Origin of the sequence: uncultured Aquincola sp., from assembly GCF_964001545.1 — a bacterium.
Lineage (GTDB): Bacteria > Pseudomonadota > Gammaproteobacteria > Burkholderiales > Burkholderiaceae_C > Aquincola.
The window spans coordinates 1-23,875 of the sequence record NZ_CAXFDV010000018.1; the positions used below are offsets into that span (position 1 = coordinate 1).

Sequence of the window (23,875 nt, forward strand, 5' to 3'; positions counted from 1 at the left end):
GAGGAGCGCAGCGGCGAGGTCGGCGCGCGCAGCGCGCTTCGTGAACTGACCCGCGGTGGTTGTTCGAGCGCAGTGAGCGCAGCGAACGTAGCGAGTTCCGCCGCGCGACCTCGGCGCGAGCACCGCAGTGGAGTCGGCCCGCAGGGCTGACCGCCCCAGCATGAGCCCCGCCGCCCCCCGCCCACCGCACGGCGGTCGAACAAGAACAGCATATGCAGCACACGCACAACCGCACGGCGGCCGAACAAAACAGCACAGACAACCCCACCAAGCAGCACACCCATTCCGCACAGCGGTGCCCCCAGGGAAACACCGCCTTGCCCCGCAGCCCCCTGGTGACTACAAACCATCGATCCCCGAAACGAAGCTAAACGAAGCGGTTTCGCGCGGGTTTCGAAAGCAGTAGTAACAACAACGAACGGAGACGAAGATGCCCAGCGATGTTTCCAAGCCAGGCAGGCTCACCCTTGCCGCGGCGGCCGCCACCGTGGCCGTCGGGCTCAGCAGCCCGGCGGCGCAGGCCGCCACCCCCGTGCCAACGGCCACCGGGCCTCTGCCCACCACGGCGCAATCGCACCCCTTCGGCGGCGCCGCCTACACCCTGCGTGCGCAGGACCTGGCCAAGCTGGGCTACGTGGAGGAGGAGTACCTGCTCAGCGGCCAGGCCAACGTGTATGAGTGGCCCGCGCCCGGCCCGGCCGTGGTGCGCACCGCCGATGCGCCCTACACCACCCGCGTGCTGGTGCGCCGGCCGATCAACCCGAAGAAGTTCAGCGGCAACGTCATCGTGGAGCCGCTCAACCCCAGCAACCTGTTCGACCTGAACATCGGCTGGGGCCTGTCGGGCGAGCACTTCGTGCGCAATGGCGACGTGTGGGTGGGCGTCACCGTCAAGCCGGTGTCGGTGGTGGCGCTGAAGAACTTCGACCCCGTGCGCTACGGGCCGCTGAACTTCGCCAACCCGCTGCCGCTGGACGACCCGCGCAACTGCGCCACGGTGCCGGCCGATTCGTCGCGCAGCACCGAGAACGGCCTGGCCTGGGACATCATCAGCCAGACTGGCGCCTGGATGAAGAGCCAGGACCCGCGCAACCCGCTGCGGGCGGCGGCCGGCTTCAATGTGCAGCAGCTGATCGGCTTCGGCTACTCACAGACCGGCGGCTACTTCTACAACTACATCAACGGCATCCACCCGCTGGAAACCGCGCGCAATGGCGGCCGGCCGCTGTACGACGCCTACATCGTGGCCGTGGCCGGTGGCGCCTTCGCCGGGCTGTACCCCATCAACCAGTGCAAGCCGGCGCCCCTGGTGCCCGACCCTCGACGGCAGTTCAGCAACGTGGGCGTGCCCATCATCCACATCATGTCGCAGTCGGACTACCTCACCGGCATCGCCTCGCGCCGGCCCGACAGCGATGCGCCGGCCGACCGCTTCCGCCACTACGAGATGGCCGGCATGGCCCACGCCACGCCCGACGAGCTGTACAGCGCCGCCAAGCCGGAAGACATCGTCAAGGCCGGCCGCAGCGTGCCGCCGATGTCGTGCAACGAAGGGCCGCGCAGCCGCTTCCCCTCGAGCATCCACTTCAATGCCGCATTCCAGAACATGGACCTGTGGCTGCGCCGCGGCCTGCCGCCGCCCAGGGCCGAGCCCATCAACGTGGTGGACGGCAAGCCGGTGCTGGACGTGTTCGGCAACGTCACCGGCGGCGTGCGCAGCCCGCTGGTGGACGTGCCCACCAGCACCTGGAACGGCACCTCCACCGGTGCCAGCTTCTGCTTCATCGCAGGCCATGAGATCCCGTTCGACGATGCGCGGCTGAACCAGCTCTACACCAGCCACGGCGACTACGTGACCAAGGTCAAGGACAGCGTGAACCGCCTGGTGCGCGACCGCTTCCTCACACCGGCCGAAGGCCTGAAGCTGCAGCGCGAAGCCGCGCAATCGCAGATTCCCTGATTGCCGCACCCGACAACCGCCAAGAGGAGAACCAAAGATGTCTAGACAACCCACACTGCGCCGCGCCGCGGCGGCTGCCGCGGTGGCCGCCTTCGCCCTGGGCGCCGCCACCGGTGCGCAGGCCATGGACCTGTCGGTGAACTGGGGCAACCACGGCCCGGCCCGCCTGGCCCAGGCCAACCCGGGGCCGGAAGGGGCCTTCTTCACCGACGCATATGCCTTCAGCCTGGGCGCCGGCAGCTGGAACATCGCCAGCACCGTGGTGGCCAACGAGTTGATGCTGGGCGGCAATGCCGTGTACGCCATCATCGGCGGCGTCTACGGCCTCTATGCCGACCCCGACGGCACGCCCGAAAGCGGCGACGAGTCGCTGATCGGCACCGACAGCGCCTTCAACGGCACCACCGGCGAGCTGTCGATGCAGGCCACCGTGGGCCAGGGCCGCTACTACTACCTGGTCACCGGCCTGGCGGCGGGCTCGGCCGGCGGCGCCTACCAGCTCAGCTCGGCCGTGGCCGCGGTGCCCGAACCCGCTTCGGCCGCGTTGCTGCTGGCCGGAGCGGCAGTGGTCGGCGGCATCGCGCGCCGGCGCACACGCGGGCGCCGGCAGGCGTGAACGCCCGGCTGCCGGCCGGGTGGGACGACGGCGCGCCGCGCGACCGGCGCTTCGTCACCGCGCTGGCTCGCGGGCTGGAGGTGCTGCGCTGCTTCGGCCCCGACGACCAATGGCTGGGCCACCGCGAGATCGCGCGGCGCACCGGCCTGCCGCCGTCCACCGTCAGCCGCCTGGCCTACACGCTGAAGATGCTGGGCTGCCTGAAGGCCGGCCCGGCCATCGGCCAGTACGGGCTGGACGCGGGCGTCATCGCGCTCGGCTTCAGCATGCTGGGCCGCTACGACATCGCCCGCATCGCGCGGCCCACCATGCAGGCGCTGGCAGACGAGGCCGGCGTGCAGGTGGCGCTGTGCGTGCGCCACGGGCTGGAAGCGGTGTACGTGGGCCACTGCAGCGCGCTGCAGGCGCGCTCGGTGCTGGGGCTGGACGTGGGCGCCCGGCTGCCGCTGGCACCCACCGCCGCCGGCCGTGCGCTGCTGGCCGCGCTGGAGCCGGCCGAGCAGCAGCGGGTGCTGCAGCAACTGCAGCAGGCACAGCGGCCGGAGGAAGAACTGCAGGGGCTCCGGCAGGCGCTGCAGGCTTATGCGGCCGAAGGCTTCACACGATCGAACGAGGCGTGGGAAAGCGGCGTCAGCGCCGTGGCGGTGCCGCTGCAGCTGGGCGCTGGCCTGGCGCCGCTGGCCTTGAGCTGCGGCACCGCCAGCAGCACGCTCGATGCGCCGGCCATGGCCTTGCTCGGCCAGCGGCTGCGCGCCGCGGCCGACGAAGTGCGCCATGCGGTGCAGCGCGGCGGCTGAAGCCGCCGCCCGCCGCCCTCAGAACCGGTAGATCACGCTCACGCCGATCTGCGGAATGCCGCGCAGGCGCTCCACGTCGTCGCGGATGTCGTCCAGCTCACGGTCCACATCGGCCTGCGAGACGGTGTTGCTGAGCAGCGGCCCGCTCACCTGCCCGGTGACCTTGGGCTTGCCGAAGGCCAGGCCCAGGTCGACCATCACCCCCCAGCCGCCCACGGCCTGCGGCGGCTTGCCGAAGCCGATGCCCAGGTAGGGCATCACCGTCGGGTACTTCACCCGCACGTTCAGCTGGTCGTCGGGGCCGGCCACGTAGGTGCGGTCGCCGATGGTGATGGTGGTGCCGTCGGCGCGGCCGGTCAGGCGCGCCTTGGCCTCGTTGACCGTCAGGCCGGCCGTGAGCCGGAAATTGCGGTGCACGTACCAGTCGCCGAAAAAGGCGAGTCGGTCGATCTGCACGCGGCCGTCGTAGTCCACGCCGGACTTGGAGCGGTCCCAGTCCAGCCGGCCCAGCGTGCTCACATCGGCACGCAGGGTGAAGCGGTCGTCCACGGGGTGGGCATAACCCAGCGTCAGGCCGGGCAGGCCAGCGCCGAGGTACAGGTCGCCAGCATGGGCAGCGGTGGCGCCGCCCAGGGTCAGTGCGGCAAAGGTGGTGGCCAGCAAGGGCTTCAAGGCATGCCTTTCCAGCGGGCAACCGCGCCCGCGCACGCAGCGCATGGCAATCGCCGTACCGGCGCCACACCCGGCGCAGCAAACAAGAGTGATTCTTGTTTACCCCTAGAATGGAAGCTGTAAGGGCTCAGCCAACCGCCACGGTCCAGCCGGTGGCCCTGACGGTTTCTCCAAAGCTCTTACGGACTTCTTCATGCACCTGCGCCCCCATGCGCTGGCCACGGCCTGCGCCTGCGTCTTTTTGTCCCAGCCCCTGCTGGCCCAGACCGAATCCGCCGCCACCGGCGGCGCCGAGAAGGTGGTGGTCACCGCCACCCGCGGCGCCAAGGCCGTGGAAAAGATTCCCGGCGCGGTGAGCATCATCAACCGCCAGGACATCGAGACCCAGGGCCTGGTGAGCGAAGACCCGAGCGCGTTGCTGACGCTGCAGATCCCGGGCTATGCGCCCGCGCGCCAGAAGCTCACCAACTTCGGCGAAGGCCTGCGCGGGCGCAATGCGCTGCTGCTGCTGGACGGCATTCCGCAGACCAACCCGCTGCGCCTGGGCGGGCGTGAGGGCTACTTCGCCGACCCGATGATCGTCTCGCGCATCGAGGTGGTGTCGGGCGCCTCGGCCGCGCAGGGTCTGGGTGCCACCGGCGGCATCATCAACACCATCACCCGCACGCCCACCGAAGAAGGCACGCACCACACGGTGGAGCTGAAGTACGGCAGCCAGTTCCATGGCGACAGCGCCAGCTGGAAGACCGGCTACATGCTGGAGCACAAGAGCAGCTACGACCTGATCGCCTACCTGGGCGCGCGCAACCAGGACATCGGCGTGGACGGTGCCGGCCGGCCGCTGGCCACCGAATCGCTGCACCGCGCAGCCGACGTGTTCGTCAAGCTGGGCAAGGACTTCGGGCCGCAGCGGCTGCAGGTGATGCTCAACCGGTATCAGGCCGACGGCTTCGACGACCGGGTGGACGTGGCGGGCAACCGCGCCACCGGCCTGCCCACCACCTCGCAACGCGGCACGCTGCCGTACGACGCGCCGCGCAACGAGGTGCGATCGGCCAGCCTGGAATGGACGCACAACGAGCTGGCCCAGGGCACGGCGACGGTGCAGCTGTTCAAGCAGAACTTCTCGGCCCGCTACAGCGGCGGCGTGATCGCCACCTTCCAGGACGCGGCCATTGCGCCGGTGGGCACCTTGGTCGATCAAAGCGAGATCGAGGCCGACAAATGGGGCCTGCGCGCCAGCTGGGTGCGGCCCGATCTGTTCACCCGCGGGCTGGAGCTGACGCTGGGCGCCGATTACCTGGACGACGAATCGCAGCAGCGGCTGACGCAGACCGGCCGCGTGTGGGTGCCGCCCATGACCTACCGCAGCCTGGCGCCCTTCGCGCAGCTGGAGTACGAAGTGGGCCCGCTGACGCTGCGCGGCGGCCTGCGCGACGAGCACAGCCGGCTGAAGGTGGACGACTACAACACCCTCGCCTACTACGGCAGCCGTGCGGTGCAGGGCGGCGAGCGCAGCGCCAGCAAGCTGGTCAAGAACCTTGGCGCGGTCTGGCGCTTCGGCAACACCGGCTGGTCCACCTTCGCCGCGTACAGCGAAGGCTTCGGCTCGCCCGACGTTGGCCTGATCCTGCGCGCCGTCAACAGCAGCGGCCGCTCGGTCAACAACCTGGTGGACCTGCAACCCATCCTGATCGACAACCGCGAGGTGGGCGTCACCTGGCGCGGCCAGCGCAGCAGCCTGTCGGCCTCGGTCTACCGCTCGCACTCCGACCTGGGCAGCCAGCTGGTGGTCAGCAACGGCATCGGCTCGGTGCAGCGGGTGCCCATCACCGTGCGCGGCTTCGAGGTGACGGGTGAATGGCGGCCGCTGCCGGACTGGCAGTTCAACGGCAGCTATGCCATCACCCGTGGCCGCACGGCCAGCGCCGCGGGCGGCAGCCTCGACCTGGACCTGGGCGCCCGTTCGCAAGGGCCCGACAAGCTGGTGCTGGGCGCACTGTGGCGGCCGGCGCCGGGCTGGCGGGCCAACTGGACGCAGTCGGTCTATCGCTCGCGCGATGCCAACGAAGGCAAGTTCTCGGGCCGCACCGCACTGGCCGAACATTTCCAGGGCTACACCGTGGCCGACGTGTCGCTGGCCTGGGATTCGCCGTGGGGCCAGCTGGGCGCGGGCATCGAGAACCTGTTCGACCGCCGCTACATCACCTACTACGGCCAGGCCAACTACTCGGGCACTGCCGAGGACTACTACGCCGGCCGCGGCCGCACGCTGACGCTGAGCTGGCGTCGCACCTTCTGACCATGGGCGGCCGATGGCGCAAGGCCCTGGCCTGGCTGCACCGCTGGGCCTCGCTGCTGGCTGCCGCCGTGCTGGTGGTGCTGGGCCTGAGCGGCAGCCTGCTGGTGTGGCAGGCCGAGGTGGATGCGGCGCTGAACCCGGCGTGGTTCAAGCCCCTGCCCGCCTGCACCGTGGCCGAGCCGGCGGGCCTGCCGGCCACCGACACGCCCGTGGCCCGCGTGCTGCAGGTGCTGCAGCGGCAGGCACCCGGGCGTGCGGCCAACATCGTGGTGGCGCCGCATGAGCGCGGCGCCGCCTGGCAGGTGTGGGAAAAGCGCGATGCCCAAGGCCTGCGCCGCGAGCACTTCATCGACCTGGCCTGCGGCCAGTACCTGGGCGCGCGCGACCGCGGCCTGGTGCGCTGGGACGCGCAGCACCTGGTGCCCACGGTGTATGAGCTGCACCGCTACTTCTGGTCCGGCGAAGCCGGCGCCAACGTGGCGGGCACCGGCGGCCTGGTGCTGTTCGGCCTGGGGCTCAGCGGCCTGGTGCTGGCCTGGCCGCGGCAGGCCCTGCGCTGGAGCGCCTGGCGCCGCACCCTGGGCATCCAGTGGCAGGCCGCGCCCGCCCGCCGCTGGTACGACGTGCACCGGGCGGTGGGCTTCTGGCTGGCGCCGCTGTTGCTGCTGATCAGCCTCACCGGTGCGGCGCTGGTGTTCAACGACACGGCGCGCAGCTGGGTGGGCGCGGTGCTGCCGCTGCAAGTGCAGCCGCGCATGCAGCCGAAAGGCCCCGCCCAACCCGCGCCCGTGGCCGCAGCCGGCCACATCGACGCGCCCCGGCTGTCGCCCGACGAGATCGTCGGCTTGGCCAGCGCCCAGTTCCCCGACGCCCGCTGGAGCCGCCTGACCCTGCCCACCGGCCGCGGCCCGGCCGAAGTGCGGCTGCTGCAGCCCGGAGAGCCGCGGGCCGACACCGGCAACACCCGGGTGCGCATCGGCGCCGATGGGCAGGTGCTGCTGCGCTACGACCCCTTCGATGCGCCGGCCGGCAACGTGCTGCTGAACTGGCTGTTTCCGCTGCACACGGCCGAGGCCTTCGGCCTGGCCGCGCGTGTGCTGTGGAGCCTGTTCGGCCTGGTGCCCACGCTGCTGCTGGCTACAGGCCTGTGGCTGTGGTGGCGGCGCCGTAAGGCGCTGCGCCTGCAAAGGCCTGGCGCAGCCGCTCGCCCGCATAAGCCTGCGCCTCGCGCGCCTTCCGCAGCACGGCTGCCGCGCCAAAGAACTCGTGGGCCACGCCCTCGTATTCACGCCGCTGCACCGCATTGCCGGCGGCGCGCAGCGCGTCCTCCAGCTTGGCGCCGTCGCTGCGCAGCGGGTCCAGCCGGGCATTGATCAGCGTCACCGGCGGCAGGCCGGTCAGGTCGGCGTCGATCAGCTGCAACCGCGTGTCCTTCAGGTCGTTCTCGTGGTTGATCAGGTGATCGACGAACCACTTCACCATCGCCCGGTTCAGCGGCTTGGCGATGGCGTTCTCGAGGTACGACTCGGTGTTCAGGCTGGTCTGCGCCACCGGGTACACCGACACCACATGCAGCGGCGGCCGCAAGGCCGCATCACGCGCCGCAATCGCGGTGGCCACGGCCAGGTTGCCGCCCGCGCTTTCACCGGCCAGGGCCAGCCGCGTGGGGTCGCCGCCCAGCCGGCTGGCATTGGCGATCAGCCAGCGGTAGGCGGCCAGCGCGTCGTCCCAGGCGGCGGGAAACTTGTGCTCCGGCGCCTGCCGGTAGTCCACCGACAGCACGATGGCGCCCGCCTGGGCGCACAGGCCGCGCGCGCCGCCGTCGTACACCTGCCGGTCGGCGATCACCCAGCCGCCGCCGTGGAAGTACAGCACCACCGGAAAAGGCCCGGTGCCAGGCGGCGTGTACAGCGTGGCCGGCAGCGGACCGGCGGCGCCTTCCACCTGCAGCTCGCTGGTGCGCACGCCGGGCACCAGCAGCAAGGGGTCGGCGGCCTTGCCTTCGCGCTGCAGCAGCGCCGTGACCGCATCGGCCACGGTGGGCTGCTGGCGGGCTTCGGCCACCGTCAGCTTCTCGATGGCCTTGGGGTGCAGCGCTTCGTGCGCCTCGGCCAGGTCCAGCTGGTCGTCATCGGCACGCAAGGCCGCCACCGCGTTGGACACGGCATTGACGATGGGGTTGGGCTGGCCGTGGCCGTCGTCGGCGGTGGCGCCGGGGCTGGAAGGATGGGTCACGCGGTTTCCTCAGTAGGTGTGGAAACCGCAGGCTAGGCGGCACGGGCCGCCGCGCCTGTCGGAGAAGGCCGAGGCGCCCCGTGGGAGGGGCGCGCTTCCGCCTTGCCGGGGCTTACATCAGGTGGGCGCCGTTGCCGTCCACCGTGACTCGGGCGCCCTGGCCCGGCGCGCTGCGCTGGGTGAAGGTGCGGGTGGTGCCGTTGTCCATGCGCACGCGCACTTCGTACACGGTCTCGGCCTTCATGCGCTTTTCCACCTCGTTGCCGGCATAGCCGCCGCCCACGGCGCCCAGCACGGTCATCGCGGTGCGGCCGTTGCCGCCGCCGACCTGGTTGCCCAGCACCGCGCCCAGCACGCCACCGGCCACCGCACCCACGCCATTGGCGTCGCCCTTGCGCTGGATGCTGCGCACGCTTTCCACCGTGCCGCAGGACTGGCACACCTCCACCGGCCGGCGCTCGGTGTGCACCGGCGCCTGCGCCACCACCGGGGCCGGCTGGCGCTGCTGCACCGGCGCACGCTCGGTGCGCACGGGGGCGGGCTTCTCGGCCACGGGGCTGGGCGGGGCCTGCTCCAGCATCGCAGGCCGATCGTCCGGGGCGTTGGGCGGCAGGGTCTGCGGCGCGGGGGTCATCGGCAGCGCCTGACTGTTGGCCGCCGCCACCATCGGGGGTTGGGTGGCACCGCGCAGCATCCAGCCGCCGCCGGCCGCCAGCGCGGCCACCAGCAGGCCGCCGCCGACGATGGCCACCACGGTGCGGTCGCGGGAGCGGCGCCGGCTGGCGCTGGGCGACAGGGGCGCTTCGTTCAGGGCATCGGTGGTCGGCATGGCAACTCCTCTTTCGTTGTGTCTTCCATCAGAACGCAGCAGCGCTGCTTTGGTTTGCGGGGTGGATGCATCAGGCGTCACCCGCTGTAACAACCAGCGGGCAAGCAGCGCGCCTGGCATGCGGGTGACATCCCCCGGCTGCGGGGCGCCTTAGGATCGATCCACAACCAGAAGGAGACACCGCCATGCCGCACTACGGCGACTTCCAGAACGAGATCTACCTAGCCGGCCTGTCGGGCGTGGTGCCCAAGCTGCCCACCGACTTCAGCACGCTGGAAGCGCGCGCAGCGGCGGCGCTGCCGCCCCACGTGCTGAACTACGTGCAAGGCGGCTGCGGCGACGAGCTGACCCAGCGCCGCAACAGTGAGGCCTTCGGCCACTGGGGCATGGTGCCGCGCATGATGGTGGACAGCACCACGCGTGACCTGTCGATCGAGCTGTTCGGCCAGCGCTACCCCACGCCGCTCTTAATGGCGCCCATCGGCGTCACCGGCATCTGCACGCAGGACCAGCACGGCGACCTGGCAGCCGCCCGCGCCAGCGTGGCCACCGGCGTGCCGCTGTGCCTGAGCACGCTGACCAACGATCCGCTGGAAACCGTGGCGCAGACGCTGGGCGAGCAGCCCGGCTTCTTCCAGCTGTACACCCCGCGCGATGCCGACGTGGCCGCCAGCCTGGTGCAGCGGGCCGAGCAGGCCGGCTACCGCGCCATCGTGGTGACGCTGGACACCTGGGTGACGGGCTGGCGCCCGCGCGACCTCAACACCGCCAGCTTTCCGCAGCTGCGCGGCCATGTGCTGAGCAACTACTTCAGCGACCCCGCCTTTCGCAAGCTGCTGGCGCAGCCGCCCGAAGCCGACCCGGCGGCCGCCATCCGCGCCTGGACCAAGATCTTCGGCCGTGTGCTCACCTGGGCCGACATGCCCTGGCTCAGGAGCCTGACCAAGCTGCCCATCGTGCTCAAGGGCATCTGCCACCCCGACGATGCCCGCCGCGCGGTGGACGCCGGGGCCGACGCCATCTACTGCAGCAACCATGGCGGCCGCCAGGCCAATGGCGGCATCGCGGCCATCGACCTGCTGCCCGAGGTGGTGAAGGCAGCGGGCAGCGTGCCGGTGCTGTTCGACTCGGGCGTGCGCTCGGGAACCGACGTGGTCAAGGCCCTGGCCCTGGGCGCGCGCGCCGTGGGCGTGGGCCGGCCCTATGCCTACGGCCTGGCGCTGGACGGCGCGGCCGGCGCCACCCATGTGCTGCGCTGCCTGCTGGCCGAAGCCGACCTGCTGATGGCCGTCAACGGCTGGCCCAGCATCGCCGCGGTGCGCGAAGCAGGAGCGCTGCGGGTGTCTTGATCTTTGGGCGAAGATTCGCCCCCATGCAGTCCCTTGCCCCCGACACCGCCGGCCCGCCCGCGCTGGCGCGCCGTGAGCGCCTCTTGATCGGCGTGGTGTTGGCGGCCAACTTCGTGGTGGCCACCTGCGGCACCATGCTCACGGCGCTGGTGCCCGACCTCAGCCGTTCGCTGCAGGTGAGCGTGGCGCAAGTGGGACAGCTGGTCACGCTGTCGGGCGTGGTCATGTGCCTGATGGCGCCGCTGGCGCCGGTGGTGGCGCGGCGCATCGGCCGGCGCCAGCTGCTCACCGCCACGCTGGCGGTGCAAGGCCTGGCGCTGCTGCTGTCGGCGCTGAAGACCACCTGGGGCGGCCTGGCGCTGGGCCGGGCGCTGCAGTCGGTGGGGCCGGCGGTGTTCACGGCGCAGGCCGCGGCGCTGCTGGGTCTGCTGCTGCCGCAGCGTGTGGGCCGCGTCACCGCCACCGTGTACCTGGGCTGGCCGCTGGCCCTGGTGCTGGGCACGCCGGCGGCGGCCTGGTTCAGCGCGGTGGTGGGCTGGCCCTGGGTGTTTGCCTTCGTCGGCGGCTGCAGCCTGGTGGCCGCCGTGGCCGTGTGGCAGGCGCTGGCGCCCTTTGCCGCGCAGGTGCCGCCGGTGGTCAAGGCGCCGTGGCGCGGCATGGCCGCCGGCGTGCGCAGCTGCTGGCTCACCACCGCGATGGCGCTGGCCGCGCAGCTGGTGCTGCTGACCTACTTCACCAGCTATGGCCGCGACGTGCTGCAGGCCAGGCCGGCCGACATGGCGCTGGCACTGACGGCGCTGGGCGCCCTGGGCGTGCTGGGGGTCGCCCGCATCGGGCGCGTGGTCGACCGGCTGGGCGCGCCACGCGCGGTGGCGCTGTGCCTGGGCCTGATGGCGGTCTCGATGGGGGCCTGGCCGCTGGCCACCAGCCTGCCGCTGGCGATGCTGGTGCTGGCGCCCTGGGCGCTGGCGGGCTTTGCGCTCAACGCCGCCCAGCAGGCGCGGCTGCTGGCGCTGGACGCTGCGGGCGGTGCGCGCAACATCGGCCTCAACACCTCGTTCGTGTACCTGGGCCAGGCCCTGGGCGCCGGCCTGGGCGGCTGGTGGGTGGCGCACCACGGCTACGGCAGCCTGGGCCTGGCCGCGCTGGGCTTTCTGGCGCTGGCGGCGGTGGCGTCGTGGCACAGCGGGGCGGTGGCGAGGCCTGATTCGCCGACCGGGGGCCGCATTGATGCGGCTTGACCGCACCGGGCAAAGGGGCCCCAATCAACCGCCGCTGGCAATGTAGTGCGTTTGCACTACGATAGAGCCATGAAGACCGCCACGATTCCTCAAGTCCGTGTTGAACCGGAACTGCGCGCCGATTTGGACGCCGTGCTGCTGCCCGGCGAAACCCTCACCGAGTTTGTCGAGGCTTCGGTGCGGCGCGCTGTCGAGTTCCGTCGTGTGCAGACCGACTTCGCGGCCCGCTGCGATGCCTCGTTAGCCGCTTACGAACGGACGGGCCACTCCATTCCAGCAGACGTCGTATTGGCGAAGTTGGAAGCCAAGGTGGCCGCGCGGGTGAAACAGCTCCGCAAATGACGTTCAGGGTCGAGTTCACATCCGAGGCGGATGAGGACCTCGTTCGCCTTTTCGATTTTTTGCTCGATCAAGCCCAAACGTCAGAGGAGGCCATGCGCGCCTATGACGCAGTCTCGGCGATTCGGGAAGTGGCGCAGAGGCACCTGTCGATCACGCCCTACAGCTACCGCAAGGCGGGCCGGCGCCCGACCTTGCGAGAACTCATCATCCCCTTCGGAGCCACAGGATATGTCCTGCGTTTCGACATACGCAGCCCGGAGCTCGTGCTGGTGATTGGCGTCCGTCACCAGCGGGAAGAGGACTTCCACTGACGGAGCGCGACACCGCACGTCGCGATGCCGTCACCCGTCGCGCCGTGCGCCCCCACCCATGCGGCCCGGGCTGCCCGGACCGCCGGGTCCGGCGGTGCCGGTGCCCAGGCCGCCGGCGCCCATGCCGGCACCAGCAGCGCCGCTGGCTGCACCCGGCGCCCCGGGGTTGAACGGCGTCACCTGCGCGCCCGGTCCGCCGGGTGAGCGGGCGCCGCGCGGGGGCACGGCGTCCAGGCCCTTGCTGGGCCACCAGCGTTCCAGGTGCGCAGCCGCCCATTCGCGGCCGCCCAGGCCGAAGGCCAGCGCGATGGCGGCCACCAGACCGCCCAGCACGATGAGGAAGCTGTAGCGCACGATGGCGCCGCCGATGTCCAGGTGGTCCAGCGCGATCATCAGCACGAAGATGAGGATCGCGTAGCGCGCCAGGCCGCCCAGCAGGTCGGCATCGCGCACGCCCACGCTGTGGCAGTAGGTGGCCACCGCATTGGCCACGAAGCGCGCGAAGTAGGCGCCGAAGGCCAGGATCAGCAGGCCCACGATCACCTTGGGCACGAACACCATCACCCGGCCCAGCAGCTCGGTGACCTGCGTCAGGCCCAGGCCGTTGAAGGCCACGATCAGCGCCGCCAGGATGACCACCCAGTAGGCCAGCCAGGCCAGCAGGTCGGTGGTGTCGGTCTCGCTGCCGCCCCTTTGCAGCAGGCCGTCCACGCCCGCCCGCCGAGTGACGATGTGGAAGTTGATGGCCCGCAGCGTCTTGCGCACCGCAAAGCGTGCCGCCTTGGCCACCAGCACCCCCACGATGAGCACGCCGGCCGCGATCAGCAGCCGCGGAATGAATGCGCCGATCTGCAGCAGGAAGGCCCGCAGCGGCTCCAGCATCATGTCTACCCGTTCCATGTCAGAGGTCCTCTTGATTCAGTTGATCGAGGATGCCGCGCAGCGGAATGCCCACCCAGTCGGGCCGGTTGGACAGCTCGTAGCGCAGCTCGTAGAGCGCCTTGTCCAGCACGTACAGCGACAGCAGGCCCCGCGTCGGGTCCATCGCCGCGCCGCTGGTGCCGGGCGCGCCCACCTCGGCATAGGCCTGCAGGAAGGCGGCGCGGGCGCCGGCCTCCCAACGCGCGGCCAGCTCGGGCAGCGCGCCGTCTTCGCCAGGCATCTGCAACGCGGCGCGCAGGCCGCTTTCGCTGGCATAGCTGAAGCTGCGCAGCATGCCGGCCACGTCGCGCAGCGGCGACTGCTTGGCCCGCCGCTCGTCGAAGCTGCGGCCCGGCTCGCCTTCAAAGTCCACCACCACGAAGTCGTTCTTGACCAGCAGCACCTGGGCCAGGTGGTAGTCGCCGTGGATGCGGATCTTCTGGCCGGCATCGGTGGCGTCGGCCAGCGCCTGGATGCGCTGCAGCAGCGCATCACGCCGCTGCAGCAGCGCCTGCGCGTCTTCCAGCGTGCGGCCCTGCAGCGTGGGCAGGGCTTCCTGCAGCTGGCCCAGCACGCTGCGCGCCTGGGCAGCCGTCTGCTGCACGGCGGCAGAGACGTCGGCCGCGGTCATCGGCTCGGGGTCGAAGGCGGGCTCGCCGGCACGCAGGCCCAGCGCCTGGTGCAGCTGCGCGGTGCGGCGGCCCAGGGTCTGCATCAGCTCGAAGTAGGCGCCATGCACGTCCTCGGGCAGGCCTTCGGGCGTGCTGCGCTGCAGCTCGAAGTAGCGCTGCAGGTAGGCCAGGGTGTAGGCCCAGCCGTCGCCCTGGTTGGCCACGTACGACTGCACCAGGGCCAGCGTGGTGCGCTCGCCCGCGGTGCTCACATGCTCCAGCACGCCGGCCACGGGCACGCAGTGGCGGAACTCGGCCACGTCCGTCAGGAAGCGGCCGATCTCGTACTCGGGGTTCAGGCCCGGGCGCAGCCGGCGGTAGCCCTTGAGGAAGAGGCGCTCGCCCAGCGTGACGATGGTGTTGCTGCTTTGCGCCTGCGGGCGGCTGACTTCCAGCGTGTCGTGGTCGCTGCCGGCCACGCCCTCGAAGGCCGCGGTGGGCGTGAAGCGCAGCTCGCCGCCCTGGGTGGGCAGCACCAGCCGCTCGCCGATGGCCGCCACGATGCCGCGGCAGAAGTGCTCGTCGGCGAAGGCATCGGCCATCACACCCACGAAGGCCTGCTGCCGCACGCGGGCGACGGCGCTGACGGCCAACGCACGGGTGCGGGCCTCGTCGTCGTCTTCCCAGGCGATGGACAGCGGCAGGAAGTAGCTCTGCGGCTCCTGCGCGCCTTCCACCGCCACCAGCTGCATCAGGAAGCTGCCAGCGCCGCGTTCCCACATCGCATAGTCGGTCAGGCGGGCCTGCGAGATGGCGTGGCCCTTGCCCGCGAACCAGCGCTGGGTCTCGATGTAGCGCGGCAGCGTGTCGTCCTCGAACTGCTGGCGCGTCTTGACCGCCAGGCCGATGCGCCAGGGCACCACATGGTCGCGGAAGAAGCTGTTCCAACCGTCGAACAGCACCACCACCGGGCGGTCTTCCACCGGCAGGTGCTCTTCGTGCCACTTGGGTACCTGCACGTCGGCCGACAGTTTGAACCAGTAAAAGCCGTGGGCCGCGATGGTGAGCAGGTAAGGCAGCTCGCCGATCGGCGGGAACGGCGTGCTGCCCAGCAGCTCCACCGGCACCCGGCCCTTGTAGGCCGACAGGTCCAGCTCCACCGGCTGCGCGGTGCGCGCCAGGTTGGCCACGCACAGGATGGTCTCGTCGCCGTAGCTGCGCAGGTAGGCCAGCAGCTTGCGGTTGCCGGGCTTGAGGAACACCAGGTTGCCGCGGCCGAAGGCGGTGCTGGTGCCGCGCACGGCCAGCATGCGGCGCATCCAGTTCAGCAGCGAGCTGGGGTCGCGCGACTGCGCTTCCACGTTCACCGCCGCAAAGCCGTAGCTCGCGTCCATGATGGGCTGCAGGTACATGCGCTGCGGGTCGGCGCGGCTGAAGCCGGCATTGCGGTCGGGGCTCCACTGCATCGGCGTGCGCACGCCGTTGCGGTCGCCCACGAACACGTTGTCGCCCATGCCGATCTCGTCGCCGTAGTAGATGATGGGCGAGCCCGGCATCGACAGCAGCAGGCTGTTCATCAGCTTGATGCGGTCCATGTCGTTGTCCATCAGCGGGGCCAGCCGCCGGCGGATGCCCAGGTTGATGCGGGCACGCGGATCGGACGCGTACGTGCTGTACATGTAGTCGCGTTCCTTGCTGGTCACCATCTCGAGCGTCAGCTCGTCGTGGTTGCGCAGGAAGATGGCCCACTGGCAGCTGGCCGGGATCTCGGGCGTCTGCGCCATGATCTCGGTGAGCGGAAAGCGGTCCTCCTGCGCGATGGCCATGTACATGCGCGGCATCAGCGGGAAGTGGTAGGCCGCATGGCATTCGTCGCCATCGCCGAAGTACTCGCGCACGTCTTCAGGCCACTGGTTGGCCTCGGCCAGCAGGAAGCGGTTCTTGTAGCTGGCGTCGATGGCGGCGCGCAGCTGCTTGATCACCGCATGCGTCTCGGGCAGGTTCTCGTTGTTGGTGCCTTCACGTTCCACCAGGTACGGAATCGCGTCGAGCCGGAAGCCGTCCACGCCCATGTCCAGCCAGAAGCGCATGGTCTTGAACACCGCCTCCAGCACCAGCGGGTTGTCGAAGTTGAGGTCGGGCTGGTGGCTGAAGAAGCGGTGCCAGTAGTAGGCCTTGGCCACCGGGTCCCAGGTCCAGTTGCTGGTCTCGGTGTCGGTGAAGATGATGCGGGTGCCGCTGTACTTCTTGTCGGAATCGCTCCACACATAGAAGTCGCGCTCGGGCGAGCCCGGCGGCGCCTTGCGCGCGGCCTGGAACCATGGGTGGGTGTCGGAGGTGTGGTTGATCACCAGCTCGGTGATCACCTTCAGGCCCCGCTTGTGGGCCTCGTCCAGCATCACCTTGAAGTCTTCCAGCGTGCCGTATTGCGGGTGCACGTCTTCGTACTGGGCGATGTCGTAGCCGTCGTCGCGCAGCGGCGAGGGGTAGAAGGGCATCAGCCAGATGGTGTTGACGCCCAGGTCCTTGACGTAGTCCAGCTTGGCGGTGACGCCCTTGAAGTCGCCCATCCCGTCGTCGTTGGTGTCGAAGAACGCCTTGACGTTGAGCTGGTAGATGACCGCGTCCTTGTACCAGAGGGCCTCGTCGGTGACGGGGGTGGTGGCGCCCTGCTCGGCTTCTTCCAGGTGCGGGGTGTGGGGTGCGTTCATGGGTGGAGTGCGCCGTTCAAAGACCGTGGTCGAAGTCCTGCTCGCCCTGCAGCTGCTGCGTCACGCGGAACACGTGCGCCGGCGCCTGGCCCGGGTCGAGGATCACGAAGTTGTGCTCGCCCTGCCAGACGAAGCGCTGGTTGCTCAGCAGGTCGTGCAGGTGGTAGCGGGCATCGCGCTCCAGCCCCAGCGCCACCGGGTCCAGCGAGACCCAGCCCGACTGGCGGTTGCGCGTGTCCAGGTTGGCGATCACCAGCACCGTGTTGCCCGAGGCCGCATCGCGCTTGACGTAGGCGATGAGCTGGTCGTTGTCGGTGTGCACGAAGCGCAGGTTCTGCAGCTGCTGCAGCGCCGGGTTGCGGCGGCGGATGTGGTTGATCTGCGCGATCAGCGGCCGCAGGCTGTCGGGCCGCTGCAGGTTCCAGTGGCGCAGCTGGTACTTCTCGGAGTCGAGGTATTCCTCGCTGCCGGGGCTGCGCGGTGCGTTCTCCATCAGCTCATAGGCAGGGCCGTAGATGCCGTAGTTGCTGGCCAGCGTGGCCGCCAGCACCAGCCGCAGCGCGAAGGTGGGCCGGCCCGCGCCGTGCAGCTGCTCGTTCAGGATGTCGGGCGTGTTGGGCCAGGCATTGGGGCGGAAGTAGTCCTTGCCCGGGCCTTGCGACAGCTCGGTGAAGTACTCGGTCAACTCCTGCTTGCTCTGCCGCCAGGTGAAGTAGGTGTACGACTGCGAATAGCCCAGCTTGGCCAGCCGGTGCATCACCTTGGGCCGGGTGAAGGCCTCGGCCAGGAACAGCACCTGCGGATGCGCGCGCTTGATCTCGGTGACGCACCACTCCCAGAACGGGAAGGCCTTGGTGTGCGGGTTGTCGACCCGGAAGATGTGCACGCCCTGGGCGATCCAGTGCTCGAACACGCCCTTGAGCGCCGCCCACAGGCCGCGCCAGTCTTCGGTCTCGAAGTTGAAGGGGTAGATGTCCTGGTACTTCTTGGGCGGGTTCTCGGCGTACTGCACCGTGCCGTCGGGCCGCCAGCGGAACCACTGCGGATGCGACTTCACCCAGGGGTGGTCGGGCGCGCACTGAAAGGCGATGTCCATCGCGATGTCGATGCCCAGCTCACGCGCCTTGGCCACCAGGCGGCGGAAGTCCTCGGGCGTGCCCAGCTCGGGCAGGATGTCGGTGTGGCCGCCTTCTTCGGCGCCGATGGCCCAGGGGCTGCCCACGTCGCCGGCTTCAGTGACCAGCGCGTTGTTGCGGCCCTTGCGCTTGTCGCGGCCGATGGGATGGATGGGCGGGAAATACAGCACGTCGAAGCCCATCTCGGCCACATAGGGCAGGCGCGCCTCCACGTCGACGAAGGTGCCGTGCCGGCCGGGCTGGTGGCCCGCCGACCGCGGGAACAGTTCGTACCAGCTGGAAAAGCGCGCCCGCTCACGGTCCACCTGCAGCGGCAGGTCGGCGCTGGTGGCGGCCAGGCTGCGGTCGGGGTAGCGGTCGGCCAGCAGGGCCAGCGGCTCGTCCAGCGCCTGGGCCTTGAGGCTGGCACCGTCGAAGGGCTGGGCCTGCGCGCCCTCGCGCAGGCGCGCGGCCCAGTCGCTCAGCAAGCGGCGGTCGGCATCTGCGGCGCGGGCAGCGGCTTCGTCGATCAGCCCCGCACCCACCAGTGCGGCGATGCGGATGTCTTCGTCGTCCACCCGGCGCAGCAGCTCATGCCGCCACGAATGGAAGCCATCGACCCAGGCCTGCACGCGGTAGTGGCCACGGCCCTGCACCTGCGGCGTGAAGCAGGCGCACCACACGTCGTTGACGCGGTGCTTCATCTCCGTTTCCTGCCAGGGGCCGCCTTCGGCCTGCCACTGCAGCATCGCGCGCAGCTGGTCGTGGCCGTCGGTGATGACGTGGGCTTCCACGTCCAATGGCTCGCCCACCACGCGCTTGACCGCGAAGCGGCCACCATCGACCACCGGCAGCACCGCATCGATGACGGCGCGCACGCGTCCGCTGTCGGGCGGCATGCCGATGGGCTGGATCGCGGCCATGGCCGCGGGCTGGTTCGGGGCGGCGGTGTTCACCGCGGCTGCTTGCTTAGTGGCCAAGAGCGTTTCCTTGTGCGCCGGTTTGCACGGCCGTTGCGGGCTTGAACATCACGGTGGACAGCGGCGGCAGCGTCAGCCGCAGCGCATGGCTGCGGCCGTGCGCGCCCGGGGCCTCGGCCTCGCGGCCGCCCCAGTTGCCCCAGCCGGCACCGCCGTAGTCGGCGGCGTCGCTGTTGAACAGCTCCTGCCACCAGCCGCCCTGCGGCACGCCCACGCGGTAGTCCTCGCGCGGCAGCGGCGTGAAGTTGCACACCACCAGCACCGGGTCGCCACCGCCCCGGGGCTTGCGCAGGAAGCTGATGACCGAGTTGGCGCTGTCGTTGGCCTCGATCCACTCGAAGCCTTCGGGGCTGAAGTCCAGCTCGTGCAGCGCCGGCTCGGTGCGCAGCAGGTGGTTGAGCTGGGCCAACGCGCGGCGCACGCCTTCATGGCCCGGTTGCGCGGCCAGGTCCCAGTCGAGCTGGCCCTCGTGCGCCCATTCGCGGCGCTGCGCGAACTCGCCGCCCATGAACAGCAGCTTCTTGCCGGGGTGGGCCCACATCAGGCCGTACAGGGCCCGCAGGTTCGCCAGCTGCTGCCAGGCGTCGCCCGGCATCTTGGCGATCAGCGACTTCTTGCCGTAGACCACCTCGTCGTGCGACAGCGGCAGCACGAAGTTCTCGTTGAAGGCATACACCAGGCTGAAGGTCAGCTGCCCCAGGTGGTACTGGCGGTACAGCGGGTCCTTCTGCATGAACGACAAGGTGTCGTGCATCCAGCCCATGTTCCACTTCATCGCAAAGCCCAGGCCGCCGGTGGACGCGGGGCGGGAGACACGCGGCCAAGCCGTGCTTTCTTCGGCGATGGTCAGCGTGTCGGGGTGTTCGCGGTACACCGCCTCGTTGAGCTTTTGCAGGAAGTGGATGGCCTCCAGGTTCTCGCGGCCGCCGTAGCGGTTGGGCACCCATTCGCCGTCCTTGCGGGCGTAGTCCAGGTACAGCATCGAGGCCACCGCATCCACCCGCAGGCCATCGAGGTGGTACTTGTCCAGCCAGAACAGCGCCGAGCTGATGAGGAAGCTGCTGACCTCGCCACGGCCGTAGTTGAAGATGCTGCTGTTCCACTCGGGGTGGAAGCCCTGGCGCGGGTCGGCATGCTCGTACAGGTGTGTGCCGTCGAAGTACTGCAGGCCGTGCTCGTCGGTCGGGAAGTGCGAGGGCACCCAGTCCAGGATCACGCCGATGCCGCGCTGGTGCAGGTGGTCCACCAGGTACATCAGGTCCTGCGGCGATCCATAGCGCGAGGTGGCCGCGAAGTAGCCGGTGGTCTGGTAGCCCCAGGAGCCGTAGAACGGATGCTCGGTCACCGGCATCAGCTCCACATGGGTGAAGCCGCATGCCAGCACGTGATCGGCCAGCGCATGCGCCAGCTCGCGGTAGCCCATCATCTGGCCGTCGGGGCGGCGCCAGCTGCCGGCATGCATCTCGTAGATGGAGACCGGCGCTTCCAGCGCATTGCGGCGCGCGCGCGTGGCCATCCAGTCGGCGTCCTGCCAGTCGTATTCCAGGCTCCAGATGCGCGAGCCATTGGCCGGCGCCACCTCGGCATAGATGCCATAAGGGTCGGCCTTGTCCGCGCGGTAGCCGTTGTGGTTCGACTCCACCCGGTACTTGTAGGCCTGGCCGCGCTGGGCCTGCGTGCTGCGCCCTTCCCAGATGCCGCTGCTGTCTGGCCGCGGCTGCAGGCGGTCGGCTTCGGGGTTCCAGCCGTTCCAGTCGCCGATGACCGACACCGAACGGGCATTGGGGGCCCACACGGCAAACTCTGCCGCACCGTTGCGCCACTGGCAGCCCAGCTTGTCGTACAGGCGCGAGTGGGTGCCTTCACCAAAGAGATAAAGATCCTGGTCGGTCAACACGCGTGCGTTACTCCTGCATCGCGCACCGCGGGCCGCGGCGCTGCTTGAGCCTGGTTCGGCAACCGACGTACCCGAGATGTTGCAAATCGGTAGCGGCACGCATGTCCAGCCGGCACGCGGTTTGCCCATGGATGGGCTGCAGTCACCTCCCCCAGCAGGCTTTCCTTTCCATGCAGCGCACGCAGGCCACCCCCTGGTTCGACGGCGATCAAGAGCCCTTGCGAGAAGGCCCTTACCAGCGGCGTGCCCCCGCCGGCCCTTACAGCTGCTGGGCGCAGGGGCGTTGGTTCGGCGATGCCGCTTCGCCGCAGGCGGCTGCGGCCTCGCGGCGCGCCAGCCGCTGGCAGCACGCCGCCTGGCGCGGGCTGGCTGCTTCTTCCGGCCTGCCGTGCAGCACCTGCCGCGGCAGCAAGCTGATTGACCTCGGCTTCGACGAAGAAACCGGCGAGGACCGCATCAGCGACTGCATCGATTGCGAGCCGGCATGAGCCCCACGGTGCCCGTGGTCAGGGCGCTCGACCCCATCACCCGGCTGCCCAGCGCGCCCAGCTTCTTTCTGGCGCTGGAGCTGGCGGCCACCGAGGCGCAGCACACCGGCGACCGCTTGTCGGTGCTGGTGGTGGATGCCGACGCCTTCGATGCGCTGCGGGCCCGCGAGGGCGACGACGCGGCCGATGCCTCGCTCGACCTCATCGGCAAGGTGCTGCGGCTGGCCCTGGGCCCGCAGGCGGTGCTGGCGCGGCTGATCGGCGACCAGTTCGGCGTGATGCTGGCGCACACCGGCATCGAGCAGGCCCACCACCGGGCCGAAGCGCTGTGCCAGGCCATCGAGCTGGGCTTCCTGTCGCACCAGCGGCGGCTGACGGTCAGCATCGGCGTGGCCTGCGGACCGCACGCCGGCGACTGGACGGGCCAGCAGATGATCGGCCTGGCCAGCCGCCGCCGCGACCTGGCGCGTGCAGCCGGCGGCCACCGCGTGCAGTCGCACGGCCACCCGGGCCTGCCCGCCGACCAGCACGACCACTGGCCCAGCTTCGGCCAGGACGACAGCGGGCTGCCGGCGCAGCCCGGCCAGCTCACCCTCTTTTGACGTTCGGAGAACCGCCATGCCCCGCGTGATCTGGAAAGGCGCCATCAGCTTCGGCCTGGTGTACGTGCCCGTGGCCCTGTACCCCGGCGCGCAGGACACCGGCATCAGCTTCGACTGGCTGGACAAGCGCAGCATGGACCCGGTGGGCTACAAGCGCATCAACAAGCGCACCGGCAAGGAGATCGACAAGGACAACATCGTCAAGGGCCTGAAGCAGGACACCGGCGACTACGTGATCCTGAGCGAAGACGAGATCAACGCCGCCTACCCCAAGAGCACGCAGGTCATCGAGATCGAGCACTTCGTCAAGGCCGACCAGATCCCGTTCACCTACCTGGAAAAGCCCTACCTGCTGGCGCCGCTGGGCAAGGGCGAGAAGGTGTACGCCCTGCTGCGCGAAGCCATGATCGATGCCGGCGTGATTGCCGTGGCCCGGGTGGTGATGCACACCAAGGAAAGCCTGGCGGCGCTGATCCCCGATGGCGATGCGCTGCTGATGAACACGCTGCGCTGGGCCAGCCAGGTGCGCTCGCGCGAGGAGCTGAAGCTGCCGCCTGCCGGCAAGAAGGCCGCCGGCCTGAAGGACGCCGAGCTGGCCATGGCCCAGCAGCTGATCGGCGAGATGGTGACCGACTGGGACCCCAGCCAGTACGAAGACCGCTTCAGCGATGCCATCCATGCACTGGCCGCGCGCAAGGTGGAAGCCGGCGAGACGGCGCAGGTGACGCCGCTGGAGAACCCCGACGAAGCCCCGGCCAGCTCGAACGTGGTGGACCTGAGCGACCTGCTGCGCCGCAGCCTGGCCGGCCGCAAGGGCGACGACAAGCCCGCTGGCAAGACCAGCCGGCCGGCCACAGCAGCGCCAACCAGGACCGCTGCAAAGACGGCCGCCAGGCCCGCCGCCAAGGCCGCCCCCAAGCCGGCCGCCAAGAAGGCCGCCACCGCCAGGAGCGCCGCCCGCAAGCCCGCCCGGAAGGCCGCATGATCGATTGCCTGGTGGTGGGCGCCGGCCCCGCCGGCCTCACGGCCGCCATCTACCTGCGGCGCTTTCACCGCAGCGTGACGCTGATCGACGCCGGCCGCAGCCGGGCGCGCTGGATTCCCCGCTCGCACAACGTGCCCGGCTTTCCCGAAGGCATCGGCGGCACCGAGCTGCTGGACCGCATGCGCCAGCACCTGGCGCAGGTGCAGGGCGAGGTGCTGGCCGGCGAGGTGACCGCGCTGCGGCCACATGCGCAGGGCTTCGTGGCCGACACCACCGCGGGCCAGGTGCAGGCCCGTGCGGTGGTGCTGGCCACCGGCGTGGTGGACAACATTCCTGCCCTGCCCGGCTGCGACGGCCTGCGCGACCAGGCCCTGCTGCGCCAGTGCCCCATCTGCGACGGTTATGAACACACCGGCCGCCGCATCGTGGTGATCGGCGAAGGGCTGCATGGCGCGCGCGAGGCCTTGTTCATCCGCCACTTCAGCGACGACGTGACCCTGGTGCAGCGCGGGTTGGGCGAAGAGGCCATCGCGCCGCTGCGCCGCGCCGGCGTGCAGCTGCTGGACCGCACCGCCCGCTGCGTGCAGACCCTGGGCGAGCGTGGCCTGCGGCTGCAGCTGGACGACGGCCAGGCGCCGGAGTTCGAGGTGATGTATGTGGCGCTGGGCGTGAAGCCGCGCGCCGAACTGGCCTATGCGCTGGGCGTGGACACCGACGACTGCGGCGGCATCGAGGTCGATGCCCACGGCCGCACCAACGTGCCCGGCCTCTACGCCATCGGCGACGTGGTGTCGGGGCTGGACCAGATCGCCGTGGCCACCGGCCAGGCGGCCATCGCGGCCACCGCCGTGCACAACCACCTGGCACGGGTGCATGGGCAGGTGGCGCGGCAGCTCATTCCGGGCTGAGGC

19 protein-coding genes and 1 pseudogene are annotated in these 23,875 nt (G+C 70.3%); 13 read left to right on the forward strand and 7 right to left on the reverse strand.

Translation table 11 applies throughout. The annotated features are described in order from the left end of the window. Positions 1–430: 430 nt before the first annotated feature. The 3 genes from ABNT58_RS00565 to ABNT58_RS00575 are packed head-to-tail and all read left to right on the forward strand — an operon-like array spanning position 431 to position 3,373. On the forward strand, positions 431–1,960 hold the full coding sequence (locus tag ABNT58_RS00565) for an alpha/beta hydrolase domain-containing protein (protein ID WP_348751569.1): 1,530 nt from the start codon (positions 431–433) through the stop codon (positions 1,958–1,960). Between the two features lie 37 nt (positions 1,961–1,997). After that, positions 1,998–2,576 carry an FxDxF family PEP-CTERM protein gene (locus ABNT58_RS00570; RefSeq protein WP_348751570.1) on the forward strand — a complete coding sequence of 193 codons (579 nt, stop codon included), beginning with the start codon at positions 1,998–2,000 and terminating at the stop codon, positions 2,574–2,576. Further along, positions 2,573–3,373 (forward strand): IclR family transcriptional regulator, encoded by an 801-nt coding sequence (locus ABNT58_RS00575; protein WP_348751571.1) that lies wholly within the window; start codon positions 2,573–2,575, stop codon positions 3,371–3,373. Before ABNT58_RS00570 ends, ABNT58_RS00575 begins: the two co-directional genes overlap by 4 nt. 18 nt (positions 3,374–3,391) lie before the next feature. Here the strand turns inward: ABNT58_RS00575 and ABNT58_RS00580 are convergent, their stop codons facing one another. Next, positions 3,392–4,045 carry a hypothetical protein gene (locus tag ABNT58_RS00580; protein WP_348751572.1) on the reverse strand — a complete coding sequence of 218 codons (654 nt, stop codon included), beginning with the start codon at positions 4,043–4,045 and terminating at the stop codon, positions 3,392–3,394. Between the two features lie 193 nt (positions 4,046–4,238). Between ABNT58_RS00580 and ABNT58_RS00585 the strand changes: the two genes are divergently transcribed. Together ABNT58_RS00585 and ABNT58_RS00590 are read left to right on the forward strand one after the other, a co-directional pair. Next, positions 4,239–6,347, forward strand: coding sequence for a TonB-dependent receptor (locus ABNT58_RS00585; RefSeq protein WP_348751573.1), 2,109 nt, complete (start codon positions 4,239–4,241; stop codon positions 6,345–6,347). Positions 6,348–6,349: 2 nt separating this feature from the next. Next, positions 6,350–7,453: pseudogene (locus ABNT58_RS00590) on the forward strand (PepSY-associated TM helix domain-containing protein); the annotation flags it as partial. 31 nt (positions 7,454–7,484) lie between these two features. On the opposite strand, the gene ABNT58_RS00595 reads toward ABNT58_RS00590, so the two are convergent. Further along, positions 7,485–8,582, reverse strand: a complete 1,098-nt coding sequence (locus tag ABNT58_RS00595; RefSeq protein WP_348751574.1) for an alpha/beta hydrolase — start codon at positions 8,580–8,582, stop codon at positions 7,485–7,487. A gap of 112 nt (positions 8,583–8,694) precedes the next feature. Next, entirely contained in the window at positions 8,695–9,411 is a 717-nt protein-coding gene (locus ABNT58_RS00600; RefSeq protein ID WP_348751575.1) for a glycine zipper 2TM domain-containing protein, read from the reverse strand. 185 nt (positions 9,412–9,596) lie between these two features. On the opposite strand from ABNT58_RS00600, the gene ABNT58_RS00605 reads away from it, so the two are divergent. The 4 genes from ABNT58_RS00605 to ABNT58_RS00620 all read left to right on the forward strand — a co-directional run bounded on the left by ABNT58_RS00605 (position 9,597) and on the right by ABNT58_RS00620 (position 12,654). Then, on the forward strand, positions 9,597–10,760 hold the full coding sequence (locus tag ABNT58_RS00605) for an alpha-hydroxy-acid oxidizing protein (protein WP_348751576.1): 1,164 nt from the start codon (positions 9,597–9,599) through the stop codon (positions 10,758–10,760). Positions 10,761–10,783: 23 nt separating this feature from the next. Further along, entirely contained in the window at positions 10,784–12,001 is a 1,218-nt protein-coding gene (locus tag ABNT58_RS00610) for an MFS transporter (protein WP_348751577.1), read from the forward strand. Between the two features lie 69 nt (positions 12,002–12,070). Next, the gene (locus tag ABNT58_RS00615) at positions 12,071–12,343 is read left to right on the forward strand and encodes a YlcI/YnfO family protein (protein ID WP_348751578.1); all 273 of its coding nucleotides are present in this window, start codon (positions 12,071–12,073) and stop codon (positions 12,341–12,343) included. Next, positions 12,340–12,654, forward strand: a complete 315-nt coding sequence (locus ABNT58_RS00620) for a type II toxin-antitoxin system RelE/ParE family toxin (RefSeq protein ID WP_348751579.1) — start codon at positions 12,340–12,342, stop codon at positions 12,652–12,654. Before ABNT58_RS00615 ends, ABNT58_RS00620 begins: the two co-directional genes overlap by 4 nt. 30 nt (positions 12,655–12,684) lie before the next feature. Here ABNT58_RS00620 and ABNT58_RS00625 read toward each other — a convergent pair whose 3' ends face one another. The 4 genes from ABNT58_RS00625 to glgB all read right to left on the reverse strand — a co-directional run bounded on the left by ABNT58_RS00625 (position 12,685) and on the right by glgB (position 20,889). Further along, entirely contained in the window at positions 12,685–13,554 is an 870-nt protein-coding gene (locus ABNT58_RS00625) for a hypothetical protein (RefSeq protein ID WP_348751580.1), read from the reverse strand. Between the two features lies 1 nt (position 13,555). Beyond that, positions 13,556–16,897, reverse strand: a complete 3,342-nt coding sequence (gene treS, locus ABNT58_RS00630) for a maltose alpha-D-glucosyltransferase (protein WP_348751581.1) — start codon at positions 16,895–16,897, stop codon at positions 13,556–13,558. A 16-nt stretch (positions 16,898–16,913) separates the two neighbouring features. Next, positions 16,914–18,911 carry an alpha-1,4-glucan--maltose-1-phosphate maltosyltransferase gene (locus ABNT58_RS00635; protein WP_348751593.1) on the reverse strand — a complete coding sequence of 666 codons (1,998 nt, stop codon included), beginning with the start codon at positions 18,909–18,911 and terminating at the stop codon, positions 16,914–16,916. A 70-nt stretch (positions 18,912–18,981) separates the two neighbouring features. Further along, the gene (gene glgB / locus ABNT58_RS00640) at positions 18,982–20,889 is read right to left on the reverse strand and encodes a 1,4-alpha-glucan branching protein GlgB (protein WP_348751582.1); all 1,908 of its coding nucleotides are present in this window, start codon (positions 20,887–20,889) and stop codon (positions 18,982–18,984) included. Positions 20,890–21,059: 170 nt separating this feature from the next. On the opposite strand from glgB, the gene ABNT58_RS00645 reads away from it, so the two are divergent. From ABNT58_RS00645 to ABNT58_RS00660, 4 genes are read left to right on the forward strand one after another with little or no spacing between them, the layout of a single operon-like run. After that, positions 21,060–21,377: a hypothetical protein gene (locus ABNT58_RS00645; RefSeq protein ID WP_348751583.1), complete on the forward strand. Its 318-nt coding sequence runs from the start codon at positions 21,060–21,062 to the stop codon at positions 21,375–21,377. Further along, a complete protein-coding gene (locus ABNT58_RS00650; protein WP_348751584.1) occupies positions 21,374–21,979 on the forward strand; it encodes a GGDEF domain-containing protein in 606 nt (201 codons plus the stop codon). Before ABNT58_RS00645 ends, ABNT58_RS00650 begins: the two co-directional genes overlap by 4 nt. A gap of 16 nt (positions 21,980–21,995) precedes the next feature. Beyond that, positions 21,996–22,964 carry a Ku protein gene (locus ABNT58_RS00655; RefSeq protein WP_348751585.1) on the forward strand — a complete coding sequence of 323 codons (969 nt, stop codon included), beginning with the start codon at positions 21,996–21,998 and terminating at the stop codon, positions 22,962–22,964. Further along, entirely contained in the window at positions 22,961–23,872 is a 912-nt protein-coding gene (locus tag ABNT58_RS00660; RefSeq protein ID WP_348751586.1) for an NAD(P)/FAD-dependent oxidoreductase, read from the forward strand. The genes ABNT58_RS00655 and ABNT58_RS00660 overlap by 4 nt, the downstream gene beginning before the upstream one ends. Positions 23,873–23,875: the final 3 nt, after the last annotated feature.